This is a genomic window from Leclercia sp. LTM14 (genome assembly GCF_023736175.1).
GTDB lineage: Bacteria > Pseudomonadota > Gammaproteobacteria > Enterobacterales > Enterobacteriaceae > Enterobacter > Enterobacter barmai.
This window is the reverse complement of sequence record NZ_JAIKTT010000002.1, coordinates 120388-135504: the sequence shown is the minus strand read 5'-3', so window position 1 is coordinate 135504 and position 15117 is coordinate 120388. Positions and strand designations below refer to the sequence as shown.

At 54.7% G+C, this 15117-nt stretch carries 17 protein-coding genes and 1 pseudogene; 6 read left to right on the top strand and 12 right to left on the bottom strand.

The window, feature by feature from the left end; genetic code table 11:
* Positions 1-37 precede the first annotated feature (37 nt).
* Both K5I40_RS05025 and phbB read right to left on the bottom strand, forming a co-directional pair.
* Positions 38-1375, bottom strand: a complete 1338-nt coding sequence (locus K5I40_RS05025; protein ID WP_139565210.1) for a CitMHS family transporter — start codon at positions 1373-1375, stop codon at positions 38-40.
* 74 nt (positions 1376-1449) lie between these two features.
* Positions 1450-2193 (bottom strand): acetoacetyl-CoA reductase, encoded by a 744-nt coding sequence (phbB, locus tag K5I40_RS05020; RefSeq protein WP_039028602.1) that lies wholly within the window; start codon positions 2191-2193, stop codon positions 1450-1452.
* 310 nt (positions 2194-2503) lie between these two features.
* On the opposite strand from phbB, the gene K5I40_RS05015 reads away from it, so the two are divergent.
* The gene (locus K5I40_RS05015; protein WP_223075366.1) at positions 2504-3592 is read left to right on the top strand and encodes a lactonase family protein; all 1089 of its coding nucleotides are present in this window, start codon (positions 2504-2506) and stop codon (positions 3590-3592) included.
* Here the strand turns inward: K5I40_RS05015 and K5I40_RS05010 are convergent, their stop codons facing one another.
* The 4 genes and pseudogenes from K5I40_RS05010 to K5I40_RS04995 form a co-directional block, all read right to left on the bottom strand.
* Positions 3593-4504 (bottom strand): LysR family transcriptional regulator, encoded by a 912-nt coding sequence (locus tag K5I40_RS05010; protein WP_052246149.1) that lies wholly within the window; start codon positions 4502-4504, stop codon positions 3593-3595.
* Between the two features lie 2 nt (positions 4505-4506).
* The gene (locus tag K5I40_RS05005) at positions 4507-7059 is read right to left on the bottom strand and encodes an aconitate hydratase (protein ID WP_251929548.1); all 2553 of its coding nucleotides are present in this window, start codon (positions 7057-7059) and stop codon (positions 4507-4509) included.
* Between the two features lie 262 nt (positions 7060-7321).
* Positions 7322-7893, bottom strand: a pseudogene (locus K5I40_RS05000) (DUF1349 domain-containing protein).
* 57 nt (positions 7894-7950) lie between these two features.
* A complete protein-coding gene (locus tag K5I40_RS04995; RefSeq protein ID WP_039028598.1) occupies positions 7951-8208 on the bottom strand; it encodes a hypothetical protein in 258 nt (85 codons plus the stop codon).
* 200 nt (positions 8209-8408) lie between these two features.
* On the opposite strand from K5I40_RS04995, the gene K5I40_RS04990 reads away from it, so the two are divergent.
* Together K5I40_RS04990 and K5I40_RS04985 are read left to right on the top strand one after the other, a co-directional pair.
* Positions 8409-9074, top strand: coding sequence for a hypothetical protein (locus K5I40_RS04990; protein ID WP_231568109.1), 666 nt, complete (start codon positions 8409-8411; stop codon positions 9072-9074).
* A gap of 129 nt (positions 9075-9203) precedes the next feature.
* Entirely contained in the window at positions 9204-9764 is a 561-nt protein-coding gene (locus tag K5I40_RS04985) for a hypothetical protein (protein ID WP_223075368.1), read from the top strand.
* Between the two features lie 15 nt (positions 9765-9779).
* Here K5I40_RS04985 and K5I40_RS04980 read toward each other — a convergent pair whose 3' ends face one another.
* The 5 genes from K5I40_RS04980 to K5I40_RS04960 form a co-directional block, all read right to left on the bottom strand.
* Entirely contained in the window at positions 9780-10127 is a 348-nt protein-coding gene (locus K5I40_RS04980; RefSeq protein ID WP_223075369.1) for a low molecular weight protein tyrosine phosphatase family protein, read from the bottom strand.
* Positions 10099-10350, bottom strand: coding sequence for a hypothetical protein (locus tag K5I40_RS04975; RefSeq protein WP_223075370.1), 252 nt, complete (start codon positions 10348-10350; stop codon positions 10099-10101). Before K5I40_RS04975 ends, K5I40_RS04980 begins: the two co-directional genes overlap by 29 nt.
* Before the next feature lie 230 nt (positions 10351-10580).
* On the bottom strand, positions 10581-10976 hold the full coding sequence (locus tag K5I40_RS04970; protein WP_223075371.1) for an Imm63 family immunity protein: 396 nt from the start codon (positions 10974-10976) through the stop codon (positions 10581-10583).
* Between the two features lie 40 nt (positions 10977-11016).
* Positions 11017-11541, bottom strand: coding sequence for a GNAT family N-acetyltransferase (locus K5I40_RS04965; RefSeq protein ID WP_223075372.1), 525 nt, complete (start codon positions 11539-11541; stop codon positions 11017-11019).
* A 76-nt stretch (positions 11542-11617) separates the two neighbouring features.
* Positions 11618-12667, bottom strand: coding sequence for an NAD(P)-dependent alcohol dehydrogenase (locus tag K5I40_RS04960; protein WP_223075373.1), 1050 nt, complete (start codon positions 12665-12667; stop codon positions 11618-11620).
* A 112-nt stretch (positions 12668-12779) separates the two neighbouring features.
* Here K5I40_RS04960 and K5I40_RS04955 point away from each other — a divergent pair, with 112 nt between their 5' ends.
* Positions 12780-13166, top strand: a complete 387-nt coding sequence (locus tag K5I40_RS04955; RefSeq protein WP_223075374.1) for a helix-turn-helix domain-containing protein — start codon at positions 12780-12782, stop codon at positions 13164-13166.
* A gap of 95 nt (positions 13167-13261) precedes the next feature.
* A complete protein-coding gene (locus K5I40_RS04950; RefSeq protein ID WP_223075375.1) occupies positions 13262-13705 on the top strand; it encodes an acetyltransferase in 444 nt (147 codons plus the stop codon).
* Between the two features lie 19 nt (positions 13706-13724).
* Here the strand turns inward: K5I40_RS04950 and K5I40_RS04945 are convergent, their stop codons facing one another.
* Positions 13725-14309, bottom strand: coding sequence for an XRE family transcriptional regulator (locus K5I40_RS04945; protein ID WP_223075376.1), 585 nt, complete (start codon positions 14307-14309; stop codon positions 13725-13727).
* 214 nt (positions 14310-14523) lie between these two features.
* On the opposite strand from K5I40_RS04945, the gene K5I40_RS04940 reads away from it, so the two are divergent.
* Positions 14524-14943 carry a histidine phosphatase family protein gene (locus K5I40_RS04940; protein ID WP_309241928.1) on the top strand — a complete coding sequence of 140 codons (420 nt, stop codon included), beginning with the start codon at positions 14524-14526 and terminating at the stop codon, positions 14941-14943.
* Positions 14944-15117: the final 174 nt, after the last annotated feature.

Below are 15117 nucleotides of genomic sequence, written 5' to 3'. Positions count from 1 at the left end.
CCAAAAAAAACGGCTCACAGTGTGAGCCGTTTTGCTGTCAGCTGGCAACGGAATAGACCGGATAGAGCCCCAGCAAGAGCCCCGACCCGAGGAAGATCATGCACAGCAGGAACGCCCACTTGAAGGTGTATTTCTGATGGTCGCTGAATTCCACCCCCGCAAGCCCCACCAGCAGATAGGTTGAGGCCACCAGCGGGCTTAACAGGTGCACCGGCTGGCCCACCAACGACGCGCGGCCAATCTCCACCGGATCGATACCGTAGGCTTTGGCCGCCTCGGCCAGGACCGGCAGCACGCCATAATAGAAGGCGTCGTTGGACATAAAGAACGTGCCCGGCAGGCTGATAAGGGCGGTGATCGGCGCCAGATACGGCCCCCAGGACTGGGGCAGCACGTCTAACAGCGTGTTGGACATGGCGGTCACCATCCCGGTGCCGGAGAGAATACCGGCGAAGATCCCCGCCGCCAGGAAGATAGAGGTCTGGTTCAGCGCGGCAGGCGCATGGGCCGCGATACGCTGGCGCTGGGCATCCAGATGCGGATAGTTAATCAGCAGCGCAATCGCAAAGGCAACCATAAACAGCACCGACAGCGGGAGCAGTTCCATCACCAGCGAGGCCATCAGCGCCAGCGTCAGGGCGGCATTGAGCCAGAACATTTTTGGCCGACGCAGCTCGTCATTCACCTCATTGATGGCAGGCAGATAGCTCTCGGCATCCTCTTCCGTAACCGCGCCGTTGCCGTTGGTCTGAATGCTCAGCTTGCCCAGGCGGCGGCGTTCACGAATGCCGATATACCAGGAGAGCACCAGCACCCCCACCAGGCCGCAGATCATCGAGGGGATCAGCGGGATAAACAGCTCGCTCGACTCCACCTTTAACGACGCCGACACGCGCGCCAGCGGCCCGCCCCACGGCAGCAGGTTGGTGACGCTCCCGGAGAGGAACACCACGCAGGTCAGGGCCAGCGGGTCGAGACGAATACGCTTAAACAGCGGCAGCATCGCCGTCACGCAGATCATGTAGGTGGTTGATCCGTCGCCGTCCAGAGAGACCATCGCCGCCAGCAGCGCCGTACACATCACCGCTTTAACCGGGTCGCCGTTAATAATGCGCAGGAAGAAGCGGATTATCGGATCGAATAATCCGGTATCGAACATGGTACAAAAATAAAGAATGGCAAAAATCACCATAATCGCGGTAGGCGCGACCTTCTTTAACCCCTCAATCATCATATCGCCCATCTCACCGCCGAAACCGGCAATAAGCGCAAACAGGATGGGAATAATAGTCAGGGCCGTCAGCGCGGATAATTTTTTGGTCATGATAAGGATCATAAAGACCACAATCATGCCGTAACCCAGGAACGAGAGCATAAGAGTCTCCGACGCAGATATTGCTAAATGCGTAATGAAGTTATGTACGTAATTTAATTGTTGTGGAAAAGCGATTAACTCATGTGCATGCCGCCGTTGACGGAGAAGTTCGCCCCGGTGGCATATCCGGCTTCATCGGAGGCAAGCCAGGCGCAAATAGAGGCAATTTCTTTTGGCGATCCCAGCCGCCTGACCGGTATTTCCTGCACAATCTTGTCGATGACCTGAACGGGGGTGACGGTCTTCAGTTTGCTGGTGGCAAGGTAGCCAGGGGAGACGGTATTCACCGTGACGCCGCGCGCCGACACCTCGCGCGCCAGGGCGCGGGTAAAGCCCCGGACGGCATATTTTGCGGTGGAGTAGTTCACCTGGCCGACGGTGCCAATCTGCGCGTTTAACGAGGAGATATTAATAATGCGCCCCCAACCGCGCGCCATCATGCTGTCCACTACCTGACGCGTGACGTTAAATAAGGAGTTCATATTGGTATCAATAACCGCCTGCCACTCCTGGGGCTGCATATCGCGAAATAATACGTTGCGCGCCGTGCCGGAATTATTAATCAGCACGTCGACCTCGCCCACTTCCGCGCGGATCTTTTCAAAGGCTTTTACCGTGGAATTCCAGTCTGCAACGTTTCCCTCAGAGGCAATAAAATCAAAACCTAATTTCCTGTTATCTTCCAGCCAGGCGTCTTTTCTTTTGGAATTCGGCCCGCAACCCGCGATGACAATAAATCCGTCCTGCGCCAGCCGACGACAAATAGCTGTGCCGAGACTCCCCATTCCCGATGTTACATACGCGATACGTTGGGTCATACCCCTCTCCCGTTGCAGATTATTAACATTGCTCACTTCTCATTAACATTAAGCGGTGGGCATAGTCATTCCGCAACCTGACCTTGTTGGAAATGTGAGCAAGATCGTTCAATTTCTGCATTTGCAAATAATTAAATGCAATTATCAAGACAGAAAAGAATCTGCATTCGTTATCTTCATGGCAGGAAATCTGCCATTAAAGCCGCAAATACACAGGCATAACGAGGGTTGGCACTGAGAAACGAGACAACCATCACGGCACGATAAATGCATTTATATTATAAAAAATGCAAAGAAAACAGGAGCTATCATGACAACCTATGCTTACGTTGGCTGCCGGACTTCGGCATGGCGCAGTGCGCGCGGTAAGGGGATCACCCTGTTCCGCATTACCGAGTCGGGTAAATGGGAGCCGCTACAGTGCCTGGCTTCCGTGCAGGAAAATCCCTCGTGGCTGACGCTTGATATGCGGCGCAACCGGCTGTATGCGCTGCACGGCGATGGCGACCGCGTGGCGGTGTTCGATCGCGATCCTGACACCGGCCTGCTGACGTTAAGTAGCGAGCAGACCACCGGGCCACGCCACCCTCACCCGGATCTGGAGCCCGCCCGCAGAAATAATCCGGTTGGGGCCGCGCTGACGCCCGACGGCAACACGCTGCTGATCGCCAACCATGAAGGGGGCAACATTGCCGCCCTGCCGATCAGCGATAAAGGGCTGGAGCCGCCCATCGATTTCGCCCGCATCGCCGGTCATACCGGTTCTGACTCCCTGTCCCGTCCGCACGAGATCGTTTTTGCGCCGGGGTGCAATCTCTTTGCCGTCCCGGTTCAGGGCCGCAAGGCGGGCAACGGCATCGATATGATGCGCCTTTATCACTGGGAGCAGACCCGCTCATGCCTTGCCGATGAGGTGATGCTCCCGGCAGGCAGCTGGCCCCGCCACGCCGATTTTCATCCCAACGGCCAGTGGCTGTACGGCATCAGCGAGCTGAGCAGCACCGTCACCTTTTTTCACGTTGACCGGGAAAACGGCACGCTCTCGCTGCGGCAAACTCTCAGCGCGCTGCCGGAGGGTTACGACCTGCGCAGCGACGCCAGTGAGATCGAGGTGCATCCTTCCGGGCGTTTTGTCTATGCCGCCAACCGCGGGCATGACTCCATCGCTGTGTTCAGCGTCAGCCCGCAGGATGGCTCGCTCACGCCTGTTGGCTGGGTGCCGTGCGGCGGAAAAACGCCTCGCTTTACCACTCTGTCGCCCGACGGCAGGCAGTTCATCAGCGCTAACGAAGATTCCGACACTCTTCAGGTGTTCGACGTCGACAGTGAAACCGGCATGTTGTCGGCAACGGATGTCGTGGTTGCCACTGCCAGCCCCACCTGCATCTGTTTTGCCTGACTACTCCTCGGCAGGTTCACAGGGGATCAGGCTGCCGATAAGGGATTTAACCGACGGCGAGGCCTGGGCGTAATCTTTTACGCCCACCAGCAGCTCCCGCTGCGCCCAGGGCTCGGCGAGGGGAATTAACCGCACGCCGCTGTGCAGCGTTGAAGAGGCTACCTCGTTCACCGGAACAATGGCGATCCCCAGCTGCTGGGCCACCAGCTCGGCCATGGAGATAAAGCTGCTCACCCGCAGCCCGACGCTGAGGGTCTTACCGCAGGCGCGGGCCTGGCGCTCAAGGATGTGGCTCACGGCGCTGTTGCGGTGCGCGCCAATCAGCTTCTCATCAATAATGTCTTCAAATTTCAGCTCGCTGCGCCCCGCCAGGGGGTGAGTGGGCCACACCAGCACCGACAGCAGATCGTGCTGCCAGGGCCAGGAGACGATCCCCGCCGCAGACGTCCAGCTGGAGAAGAACCCGACGTCCGCCTCGCCCGACAGCAGCCCCTGCACCACGCTTATCCCGGTGTGCTCCTCAATCTCAATATCGGTCTGCGGATAGTGGGCCAGATAGTCGCTCACCACCCGCGGCAGGTTATTCATCAGCGCCGCCGAGATGGTGTAGATGCGGATATGGCCGCGGATCCCCGCGGCATAGTCACTGAGCTCTTCTTCCATCTTCTCAAGATTGCGGAACACCTGGCGGGCATGGTAGAGCAAGGAGTGGCCCGCCGGGGTAAGGGTGATGCCCCGGGGCATGCGCAGCATCAGCGGGGTGCCCACCTGCTGCTCCAGCTCCGCGATACGCTTGCTGACCGCCGATACCGCGGTATGCTTCCTGCGGGCCGCGTGGGTGAGGTTTTGCTCCTCGGCGACCGCCACGAACAGTGATAGAGAGACCAGATCAAAGCGCATTGTTTTATCCATGGTTAATGCTTCAGCGTTTGCTGAATAACATACGGCAAAATACCGCCGTGGCGGAGATAACGCAGCTCCTGCTGCGAATCGAGGGTCAGCGTCAGCCCGAATTCGCCCAGCAGGCTGTTGTCCCGCCGGATACGCATCGTCAGCTGCGTCCTGCCCGCCTGGAGGTTTTCCAGCCCTTCCACGTCGATCGCTTCGCGCCCGTCCATCTCCGGCAGGCGCGCGGCGTCAGCCGGGTCGAGATGCAAAGGCAAAATCCCCATGCCGATCAGGTTGGTGCGGTGGATCCGCTCGAAACTCTGCGCTATCACCGCCTTCACCCCCAGCAGCGCCTGGGCTTTAGCGGCCCAGTCCCGGCTGGAGCCCGCGCCGTAGCGCTCTCCGGCGAAGATCACCAACGGCGTTTCACGTTGCAGCCAGCTTTGCGCGGCGTCATACGCGGGCAGGATCTGCTGATGCGCGGCATCCCAGGCCTTTCCGCCGCCGCCACGTAGCGCCGCCGGAAGCAGGCGGTTAGAGAGTGCGGTATTACTGAAAGCTCCGCGCACCATCACCTCGTGATTGCTGCGACGCGTGGAGTATAAATTCAGGTCCTGCGGGTCTTCGTGATGCTCAATCAGCCACTGCCCGGCGAGACTCGCCAGCGGGATCGCTCCGGCCGGAGAGATATGGTCGGTGGTGACATCATCCCCTAACCACAGGAACGGATGCGCGCCGGAGAGCGTCAGCGGCGCGGCGGGATCCCGGGGTAAACGCTCAAGATAACCCGGACGGCGCAGATAGGTGGAGCCCGCCTCCCAGGGATAGTGCACACTTCCCGGGGCAACGATCTCCTGCCAGTGGCCCGTACCCTGCCAGATAATCTCCCGGCGCTTAACGTAGTGCTCGCGTTTCATTACCCGCCCGAGCCAGGTTTCTACCTCTTCGCGCGACGGCATAAGATCGCGCATCATGATCGGGCGCTGCGCGTCGTCAACCCCGAGCGGTTCGTTCAGCATGTCATGAGAGATATGGCCTGCGAGAGCCCAGGCGATCACCAGCGCCGGAGAGGTCAGATAGCCGTGTCCGAGGGAGGGATTCACCCGACGGGGGAAATTACGGTTGCCGGAGAGGACGCAGACCGCCTGCAGGCCGTCGTTGACCAGCGCCTCCATGGCCGGTTGCAGCGCCCCGGAGCTGCCGATGCAGGTCATGCAGCCGTAGCCCGTCACGTCAAAACCGACCTTTTCCAGTTCGGACAGCAAACCCGACTCGCTGAGATAGTCGGTCACCGCACGTGAGCCCGGCGAGAACGAGGTTTTCACCCAGGGCTTTGGCTTAAGGCCGTGCTTCGCGGCGTTGCGGGCAAAGAGCGCCGCCTGAACAATCAGCCACGGGTTCGCGGTGGTGGTGCAACTGGTAATCGCCGCGATGGCCACCGCCCCCTGGCGGATCGGCTCCGGGTAGTCCGCCCGCGTCCACTGCCGCCCTTTCGCTTCGACGCTCAGCGTCTCGTCGAAGCTGCTGGCCGCCTGCCCCAGCGGGATCTGCTGGTGCGGGTTTACCGGCCCGGCCATGCAGGGCTCGATAGTCGAAAGATCGAGCTCTATGCGCTGGCTGAACGCAGGCTGCGGCGACGCTTCTGTGCGCCACAGGTGTTGCGCCTGCATATAGGCCCGGATTAACGCCTGCTTTTCTTCGCTCCGCCCCGTTAAGGCAACGTATTCGGCACTGCGTTCGTCAAACGGAAAGAACACCACCGTCGCGCCGTATTCCGGGGCCATATTGGCGATGGTGGCCCGGGATTCAACCGACATAGCGGCTAACGCCGGCCCGGTGAACTCGACAAATTTACCCACCACGCCCGTCTCCCGCAGCAGACGGGTGATGTGCAGGGCCAGATCGCTGTCGCTCACCTCAGAGGAGAGTGCGCCGGAGAGCGAGATGCCCACTACCTCAGGGAAACGCAGCGTGACCGGTTCCCCCACCAGCGCGGCCTGCCCTTCGAGGCCGCCCACGCCCCACCCCAAAATGCCCAGGGCGTTGATCATCGGGGTATGGCTGTCGGTGGCGATCATGCAGTCCGCATGCAGCAGCGGAACGGCAGCGGTGTTATCCACCGTCACCACCTCTGCGACGGCCTCGAGGTTCATCAGATGGATGATCCCGGTGCCGGGCGGGATCACCCGGAAATTATCCAGGCTCTTTTCTGCCCAGCGAATAAAGCGGTAGCGTTCGGCATTACGACGAAAATCGAAGCGCAGATTCTCTTCCAGCGCGGCGGGTGACGCATAGCTTTCGACAATCACCGAGTGATCGATAGTCAGCACCGCCGGAATGCGCGGGTTAATCGTCGTGGCATCGCCGCCCAGTTCGGTCGTGAGATCGCGCATGGCGGCAAAATCGGCCAGCGCCGGCAGGCAGGTGGTGTCGTGAAACATCAGACGATCGGGATAAAAGGCCACTTCGCCCTTCTCCGCCGACCCGGCAAGCATCTGCAAAAACGCGGGCAGCGCTCCCGGCGAACGCAGGGCCACGTTTTCCAGCAGCACGCGCAGGCAGAAAGGGATGGTCTGCAATCTCTCCAGCGGCAGCAGCCGGGTGAGATCCAGAAATGGTAAGGCTGATTATCAATGATCAGCTCTGATTGGTTGAGGGCCAGGGTCGATGTCATAAAACCTTCCGTCACAGCAGTATTGTTATGTTCATGTGCGGATAACGTTGCCATGCCGGGGAGCGGGTGAAAATTGAACTCTTGATAAGATAGCGTTCTCGAAAGGAGAACGCTAAGGGAAATGTCTGTGTACGGTGGGAAAGTACTTTGGGAATGGCCTTGTGACATTAGCTCAAATCATGCAGTGCCTTATCCAGCGGCGGCGTTAAAAGGATGTCCTCAAACACGACATCCAGGCCCGCCCGCTCCGGAGTACAACACATTGCACCGATCCTGACCGGCCCCGGCGGAAAATAGCTCAGGCGTATTAAAGGCCACGTCTGTCCCTCCGTTGAATACTGCAGTCTCAGGCTGTCTCCTTTACGCGTGAGCCTGAGCCAGAACGCTCGCGCATCGCCGGGAAAAATTCCTGTAGCCCAGTCGGAATGACCGAGCGTCAGCACGCTGCCAATGGCGGCGCGCCGTCGTTATATTCAATCCCCGCTTTTAACCAGTGCTGTTCATCACCTATCATCATCAATCCGGCCTGATCGTACAGCGTGGTAAAGTCTGCGCAGATTTTGAGCTGGAAAGTAAAATCGCCCTCAGCCTCAGTGGCAAAGACATGACCGGAAAAGCGTTCAAACCCGTACCAGGTTTCGCGCCAGAAATCAGTTTTGTCATCGGTGGTGACCTGTAGAGTGCCGTTCTGGCACTGCCACGTTGCAGGCTCATTTATCCAGGCGAACGATTTAAACATAACAGCTCCAAAATGGGTTTTTCATCTGCGCAGCGGTAAGAAATAATGACATCTGTATTATTCACTCGCCCTCACTATTTTATGGAGCCAACTTCGCTCAGATTCTTGCCATGATCCCTGCCAGAGGTCAAAACGTTTTAGTTTCTGAAGTTTGCGCTGAACGACATCGTCCCCCAGGGAGGAGAGAATTCTTTCCGGTACTGAAATACCAAAAAGGCCTTCAGCGACCGGGAAAATCTCGCATTCTGACGCCAGCGACCCTAACGATTTTTCTATCTTCTTAAGGTCGGCTTTTACGATTAACTGAAGTCCCATCAGCTTTTAAACTCCACAATAGCTACCTGCTCAAGCGCTTGTCTGATCTGGGCTCTAACCTGGTCGGAGATTGATTGTCCTCTGGTGTCGTAAACGACCCTGCAAGTTTGAATGTGAGGAGGAAGCTGTGATCGCCCATATGATATTCTGGCTGTATTATAAGCAATACTGAGACTTATCGATTCCGGAGAGCCCAGGCAGTGATTGGCTACGAGAACAAACTCTCCGCCATCTTCAGATATAAATTCCGGGGTAAACATCATCTCTCCTTTTTATTACAATCGCTGACCATACATGGATACTCAATGTCATTACAAGCAACCTGGCATGAACAGCCTGCACCCGGTGATGAAACAGAAGGTGTTTCGATCATCGACGTCAATCCTTTTGGCCCTAATGGAGAAAAGGATCGGCGATTGCTAATCAGTAACGACGGTGAGCCCCTTCTGATTTTACAGTTATATATACGTGCAGATGAGGATGGCTGGCTTATTTCCAGCGCCTTTTCTGGTTTTCTCCTGAATGAATCCCACGTGGCTATCATTTGTGGCGACCACTTTCATGTTTTTGAGATGGCCACACATACGTTCAGAAGCTATCCACTGGGTGATTACGTTGGCCATCTTTACTCAGTTCCTGACATCCATTCTGACAGACTACAGGATCGGGTTCTGGTCGCCACTTACTGCCACGTTTTTCTGATGGATATTGCTGCGGGCATTCTCTGGAAATCCGGGCAGTGCGCCATCGATGGCGTGATCGTTACATCCATAGAGAATGATACGGTGCTTGGTGAGGGAGAATGGGACCCACCAGGAGGCTGGGAATCTTTTAAGCTCGATCTCAAAACGGGTATTCTGATTTGAAGAAGGGCTCACCCTTAGGGTAATAGCCCGGCAGATTGAACCAGCGTTCAGGTTCGAATGATCTCGTAATCAACAACAATTAAATCGTTAACAGCTGCCGCTTCTCGCTCACAGGAAAGGGAATATCAGATGCCTGGTTTATACTCACTCAACGATTTGCTCGGACTGATTGTTTTTTCACGGAAATATCACTTTCTCCACAGTGATCTGGACGGTCTGATCGTTGCATGGGCTGAAGCTCAAATTACCGCAGGAAATGATTCGGAAACGCTTTTAATTCTCGCTTCACTGGGGCTTGATAATCAACCTGAACGGACCGAGGTGGAATTATATCTGTCGCGGTACCTGGCCGAGCAGCGGATAGTTCTGCCATCGTTCAAAACAGCAGCACTGATCTGGATAAAGCTCTTTATGAGTCAACTTTCCCGGTGCGCGTCCATCCATGATGCAGAACAGAAAATGTATTTTCTGGTGTGTCATTGGTTTGAGCCTGACGTAAAGATTTTCGAGGCGGTGGTCGATACGCTGAAATCGCTTTACTGGCATCTTTTTGATGAATGGGAAGGGCCAGGGACAAGCGAAGCAGTAAAGATGGATGAACAAGAATTCTTTGAGCTGATTAATCGTGCGATGCTGCCCTATTCCCGTAAAATTGAGGATCCTGATTGGCTGGAGCTGCTTGTTCGGTAGTTTTTATTAGTATCCTTATCGGCTCGCTGTTTCTTGAGTGGTTAGCCCCAGCTTTTCCGGTACGACATGGTTGAATATTGCTATCAACTCAGGATCCATAAAGAGGTAATCATCGGCGATATCGAGCACATGAAGAGGCTTAAATGCGATGAGCCGGCCATATTGAGCCAATAAACGGTTTTTGTGCTTCTCTTCCATCACGCAGACAACATCAGCCCATTGAAGCAATTCAGCAGAGACTCTTTTTTTAGCATTCCGGCTAGTCCCAGCGGAAAGTACGGAAAGGGATGGATAACGGCGGAACACCTGTTCCACCGTCGGGCTTCGCCATTGATTACGACTGCATATAAAAAGTACGTTCATTAGAATAGTGATACTCTTCAAGACCTCTCAGGGCACGTTGTTGGTTAGTCATACGTGGATACTCATGCCCCAGTTGTGCGGCACGTAACAATTTATCTGACCGCGTGTAAAGCATCTTCCAGTTTTTTTCGCCACGGAAGGTTAATAAGGCCTTGTGGACATCACGAGACTTGTTGCGTCGCTTCTGTGCATTGCGCCAATCTCGGGTACGTTTTATTTCCATTGTTTTACTCTCTCAGATTAATCGGGTCAGCAGCCGCGATAATACGGGGAGAACAATCTGAAAAAGTATAGCTTCTTCCGAAGACAATTTATATCCCGGGTTGGGTGAGTCATATTCCATTCTCTAGCTTCGGCGACAGACATAGTGGAATCTAACGAAGGGAAAACAACCCTTTAAAACAGGCCCTCTTCACCACGCCTCCCCCCGCCAAACCAATAACATTTCTGACCCTAACCCCTAAGAATTTCTGTCAGTTCTTTGCGCTTCCTTGTTGCCCATTCAGGTTTAATGGACAGCAGTAAACTATATTGTTTTCGGAAATAAACATGCCTGAATTCCTTATCAGGGGCGCTGTTCAGGGCTGCATACTCTGCAGCCAGAGCGACCACACCACAGTCAACAAACCAGTACAGGATCTCATCATCACTCAGCGTCACTTTACGCGCTATTTCGATCCCTCGTTCAGCGACGACGAAATGATATTCTTCACCATGAATTTCCAGATATGGCGTTGCCAGGCCATCAGGACTGTCAGGGATGGTGAAGTAATGATTGGGTCTGACCCCACCGCCCATTTTCTCGCCGATTCTGAAGAGTTCGGCGCGTAGCTGTTCGATATTTTTCATGATTTTTTATGGTCAATACGTTACAGAAACCCTGGCAGCCTTAAAAGTCTAACCGCATCCCGACGCGCCGCGCCGGATCGAAACCCTTTCCAATTTCCTCTTCTATCTGGCTTATCAGATGAAGCGGGCACGATTCCCCTTCCACTATTTCAAAACCCAGCGAGGCGTAAAATTTTGCATTAAAGGCGGCCACCTTATCTGTTGTTAATGTGGCGCCAGCCAGGTCGCGCTGCCGCGTGGACGCGAGCATCGCCTGCATTAACAATCTGCCGATCCCCTTCCCTTGCCAGTCCGGGTGCACATCAATTTCGGCAATGTGCAGCCAGTTGCTTTCGAACGTGCCTGCTATAAATCCGACGGGGGTAGAATCTGCAGCAAACGCGGCAAGCAGCACACCGTCGCGGCTGAAGTCACAAAAATCCTTCAGGCTATTTGCGACAGCCTGACCTGTCACCGCCCCTGCGCCACGCAGTGTCTCAAAGGCAGCCAGTTCAATGGCGCGCAGTGCATCAAAATGTTCACATTGCGCATTGCTGATGGTGATTTCCAGGACCGAACTCTCCATGTATGTCTCCCCGCTCATTAACGCAAAATTATGCCAGGCGACCAGCAATGGCCGCCCGGAATAGCTTATTGCCCCACTACCAGTGCGTGGCCTGCATATCGATGACAAAGCGATACTTTACGTCACCCTTAAGCATACGGGCAAAGGCAGTCTCAATATCCTCGCCACCGATCTTTTCGATATCGGCGGTAATATTATGCTCGCCGCAGAAGTTCAGCATCTCCTGGGTTTCCTGAATGCTGCCAATTGACGATCCGCTGATGCTTAAACGCCGGAACACCATGGGCGTAATATCCGGCGAGACGTGTGGTTGGTCCGGAATACCGACCAACACCAGGCGACCGTTGGTTTTCAGCGTCGCCAGATAAGGATTCAGGTCGTGCGGTGCCGCCACGCAGTCAATGATAAAATCCAGTGAGGTGTGGCAGGCCGCCATTTGCGCGGCATCGCGCGATACCACCACCCGTTTTGCCCCCAGACGACGGGCATCTTCGCCCTTCTCCGGGGAGGTTGTAAACAGCGTCACTTCCGCCCCCATCGCACTGGCGAGCTTTACTGCCATATGGCCTAGCCCACCCAGGCCCACAACACCCACGCGATCGCCGGCAGCCACGTTGAAATGGCGCAGCGGCGACCAGACAGTCACACCCGCACACAACAGCGGTGCAACCCCGGCAAGCGGCAGGTTGCGCGGTACTGACACAACAAAATGTTGATCGACGATCACGCTCTGCGCATAGCCGCCCCGGGTTCTTTCGCCGGTATATTTATCCAGGCCGTTATAAGTCGCCGTAAACCCAGCTTCGCAGTACTGCTCTTCATGGTTCTGGCAGAAATTGCACTCGCGGCAGGAGTCGACCATCACGCCCACACCGACGATATCACCCGGTTTAAAATGGGTGGCCTCGTCGCCAGTCTCAAGGACGCGCCCGACGATTTCGTGCCCCGGCACCAGGGGATATTCACTCACCGCCCATTCGTTACGCGCCATATGGAGATCGGAGTGGCACACGCCGCAATAGAGGATCTCAATTTTGACATCCTGTTGTTGTAGCGGGCGCAGCGAAACCTGGCCCGATGTCAGGGGTTGTGTCGCGTCATGTGCGACTAATGCATTGATTTTCATCTTACCTCAGGAATGTGCTGGTTCAGGCTAACTCAAGGGGGCAGACTATAGTCAACAGGATCCCATATTGATAGTAGTTACCATTTGGTGACCATAAGCAGAGGAGAGAACAGTGCCAGCCTGGGTTGAAGGTAAACTTTATTTTTATGCGGACTCGCCGCCGCGCCGCCTGATGGAACTCTTTTACGTTAAATGGAGCACGATGGTGCTGCACGCGCTGTATCACTGGCCGGATGAACGCGCACGCACCGGTGAGTTACAGCGTAGCCTGGAGGGAATTTCTAAGAAAATGCTGTTCCAGACGCTGAAAGAACTGGAACAGCGGGGGTTGATTGCCCGCCATGTGTACGACGTGATCCCACCCAAAGTCGACTACCGGCTGACCCCACTCGGCAGAACCTTTGCCGAGCCCATTGAGCAAATGTACCAGTGGGGGTTAGAACATCAGGATGCACTTGATGAAATGGAAGCCTGTTATCAGGCGGCGTCCGGTCAATAAAATCACTATTGTGAATTTATTTTCACTATAGTAAATCTTAATGAACTCATTTTTTATGTGAATACACAAAGCAAAGAACACGTTAAGGAATAAAAATGTTGAACATCAGAATGTCACAACCGGCTGAAGCGCCAGATATTATCCAGATCTGGAAGCGTTCAGTGGATGCTACACACCATTTTCTGACAGCAGAGGATCGCCAGGAGATCGAAAAAGAAGTTGTCGGCTTTTTTTCAGAAACCCCGGTATGGGTTGCTACAAATCAGGATGACCAACCATTAGGATTTATGTTTTTGCATGATGGTCATCTGGAGGCGCTATTTGTGGATGCGTCTGCTCGCGGACTTGGCGTCGGCAAAGGGTTGATCTCACATGCGCTCGCCCTGCATCCCGATCTCAGCGTCGACGTAAATGAACAAAATCAGCAAGCTGTAGGGTTTTATCAGCACATGGGTTTTGAGGTTTCAGGGCGGTCAGAGCGGGATAATCAGGGGAGGCCATATCCCCTGTTGCACCTGAGCAAAGCAAATGGGAACTAGCCGTTGTAGCAGCACAGTGTCATGGATTTTTTTGGCTAAAAGCAACGATGTAAGAACAGCCCTGCTCGCTATCAGGATTACTTAACTGGCACTCGCTTGCAAAGGTCAGAGCAAGAGAGTCACCGGCGCGTAGATGATGGGTCTGATGATTGACGCGAAAATCAAGGCTGCCACTCAACATCCAGAGTGTTTGCCCGGAAAGATGCTCATTCGCGGAGGCGGGGATCGTCAGCTCACCCTTAGCCGGAATCTCAACTCTTATAAGTTCCGGGCAGGCCCCCGCAGGGGAAAGCGACCAGCGGGTAATGCCTGAATGTTCATCCGTCCAGTGCTGCTGCTCATGAGCAAAAAGAACAAGTGAGTTCTGATGTTGCTCAAGCTCTGCGAAAAGCTTTGATAGCGTAAGATTCATCGCGTTAGCTAAACGACTCAGTATCGTTGCACTGGGGCTGGAGGTGCCTCGTTCCACCTTGCTAATCATGGCCTGACTGACGCCCGATCGTTGAGCAAGCTCAGTTACCGTCAGGTTGCGAGCCTTTCTGTGTTTAAGCAATAAACGTGCGATGTCGCTGTCGAGTATCTGATTTTTAGATGTTTTATCCACTTTCACCCCCACTTTTGCCAGCCTGATTATGCCATTTCATAAATCAGGCTGAAACTGATGATTTAACAGGTATGAAAATCAGGTTTTACCAAACGTTCTACATCTGTCACACACCCTGATCGACCGGGGTCAACCCTAAATATGGTGGTGGTGCCACCTGCCTTCATCGCGTTAATCTGTCTGCGTCAAAAGAACCAGAAAAACGAAGCTCTTTATGGAAATTATTCTGATGCGTCATGGAAAGCCGGCTTATGCAAGCTCTGCGAGAGTAACAAGCCTTGAGATGGCTGAATGGATTTCAGAATATGATCTCTCTGATACGGGCAACGATATGCCCCCGCAATCCAGTAAAGCATTAGCATCCAGCGCATTGCACATCATAAGCAGTCCTCTTCCCAGAGCGCTCTCATCCCTGAAGGCTTTAGGGAGGGAACCGGACCTCATTGATGAAGTCTTCCGGGAAGCAGACCTGCCCATAATCCGGATGCCCGCTCTCAAGTTATCCCCCCTCTTCTGGGCGGCTTTTTTCCGCGTGATGTGGCTGTGTGGCATATCCCGTAACGCAGAGTCTCTGGGAATAGCGAAACAACGCGCCGCTCAGGCTGCGGATATCCTGATTGCGTTTGCAAAATAATCAAACGGTCCTGTGCTGCTCATAGGTCATGGGGTGATGAATCGGTTGATCGCAAAGGAACTCATATCGTCAGGCTGGAGAGAGTGCCGTCGCCAGGAGAGGGGTTACTGGAACGCGAGTATTAACAGCTTACTCCAGACCCGTTCCTCTGCCTGAGCACTCAGTGGGTCAATT

Coding starts and splice junctions, on each gene's coding strand:
- K5I40_RS05025 (WP_139565210.1), bottom strand. CDS start 1,375: ATGCTCTCGTTCCTGGGTTACGGCATGATTGTGGTCTTTATGATCCTT.
- phbB (WP_039028602.1), bottom strand. CDS start 2,193: ATGACCCAACGTATCGCGTATGTAACATCGGGAATGGGGAGTCTCGGC.
- K5I40_RS05015 (WP_223075366.1), top strand. CDS start 2,504: ATGACAACCTATGCTTACGTTGGCTGCCGGACTTCGGCATGGCGCAGT.
- K5I40_RS05010 (WP_052246149.1), bottom strand. CDS start 4,504: ATGGATAAAACAATGCGCTTTGATCTGGTCTCTCTATCACTGTTCGTG.
- K5I40_RS04995 (WP_039028598.1), bottom strand. CDS start 8,208: ATGGGACTTCAGTTAATCGTAAAAGCCGACCTTAAGAAGATAGAAAAA.
- K5I40_RS04985 (WP_223075368.1), top strand. CDS start 9,204: ATGCCTGGTTTATACTCACTCAACGATTTGCTCGGACTGATTGTTTTT.
- K5I40_RS04980 (WP_223075369.1), bottom strand. CDS start 10,127: ATGAACGTACTTTTTATATGCAGTCGTAATCAATGGCGAAGCCCGACG.
- K5I40_RS04975 (WP_223075370.1), bottom strand. CDS start 10,350: ATGGAAATAAAACGTACCCGAGATTGGCGCAATGCACAGAAGCGACGC.
- K5I40_RS04970 (WP_223075371.1), bottom strand. CDS start 10,976: ATGAAAAATATCGAACAGCTACGCGCCGAACTCTTCAGAATCGGCGAG.
- K5I40_RS04965 (WP_223075372.1), bottom strand. CDS start 11,541: ATGGAGAGTTCGGTCCTGGAAATCACCATCAGCAATGCGCAATGTGAA.
- K5I40_RS04960 (WP_223075373.1), bottom strand. CDS start 12,667: ATGAAAATCAATGCATTAGTCGCACATGACGCGACACAACCCCTGACA.
- K5I40_RS04950 (WP_223075375.1), top strand. CDS start 13,262: ATGTTGAACATCAGAATGTCACAACCGGCTGAAGCGCCAGATATTATC.
- K5I40_RS04940 (WP_309241928.1), top strand. CDS start 14,524: ATGGAAATTATTCTGATGCGTCATGGAAAGCCGGCTTATGCAAGCTCT.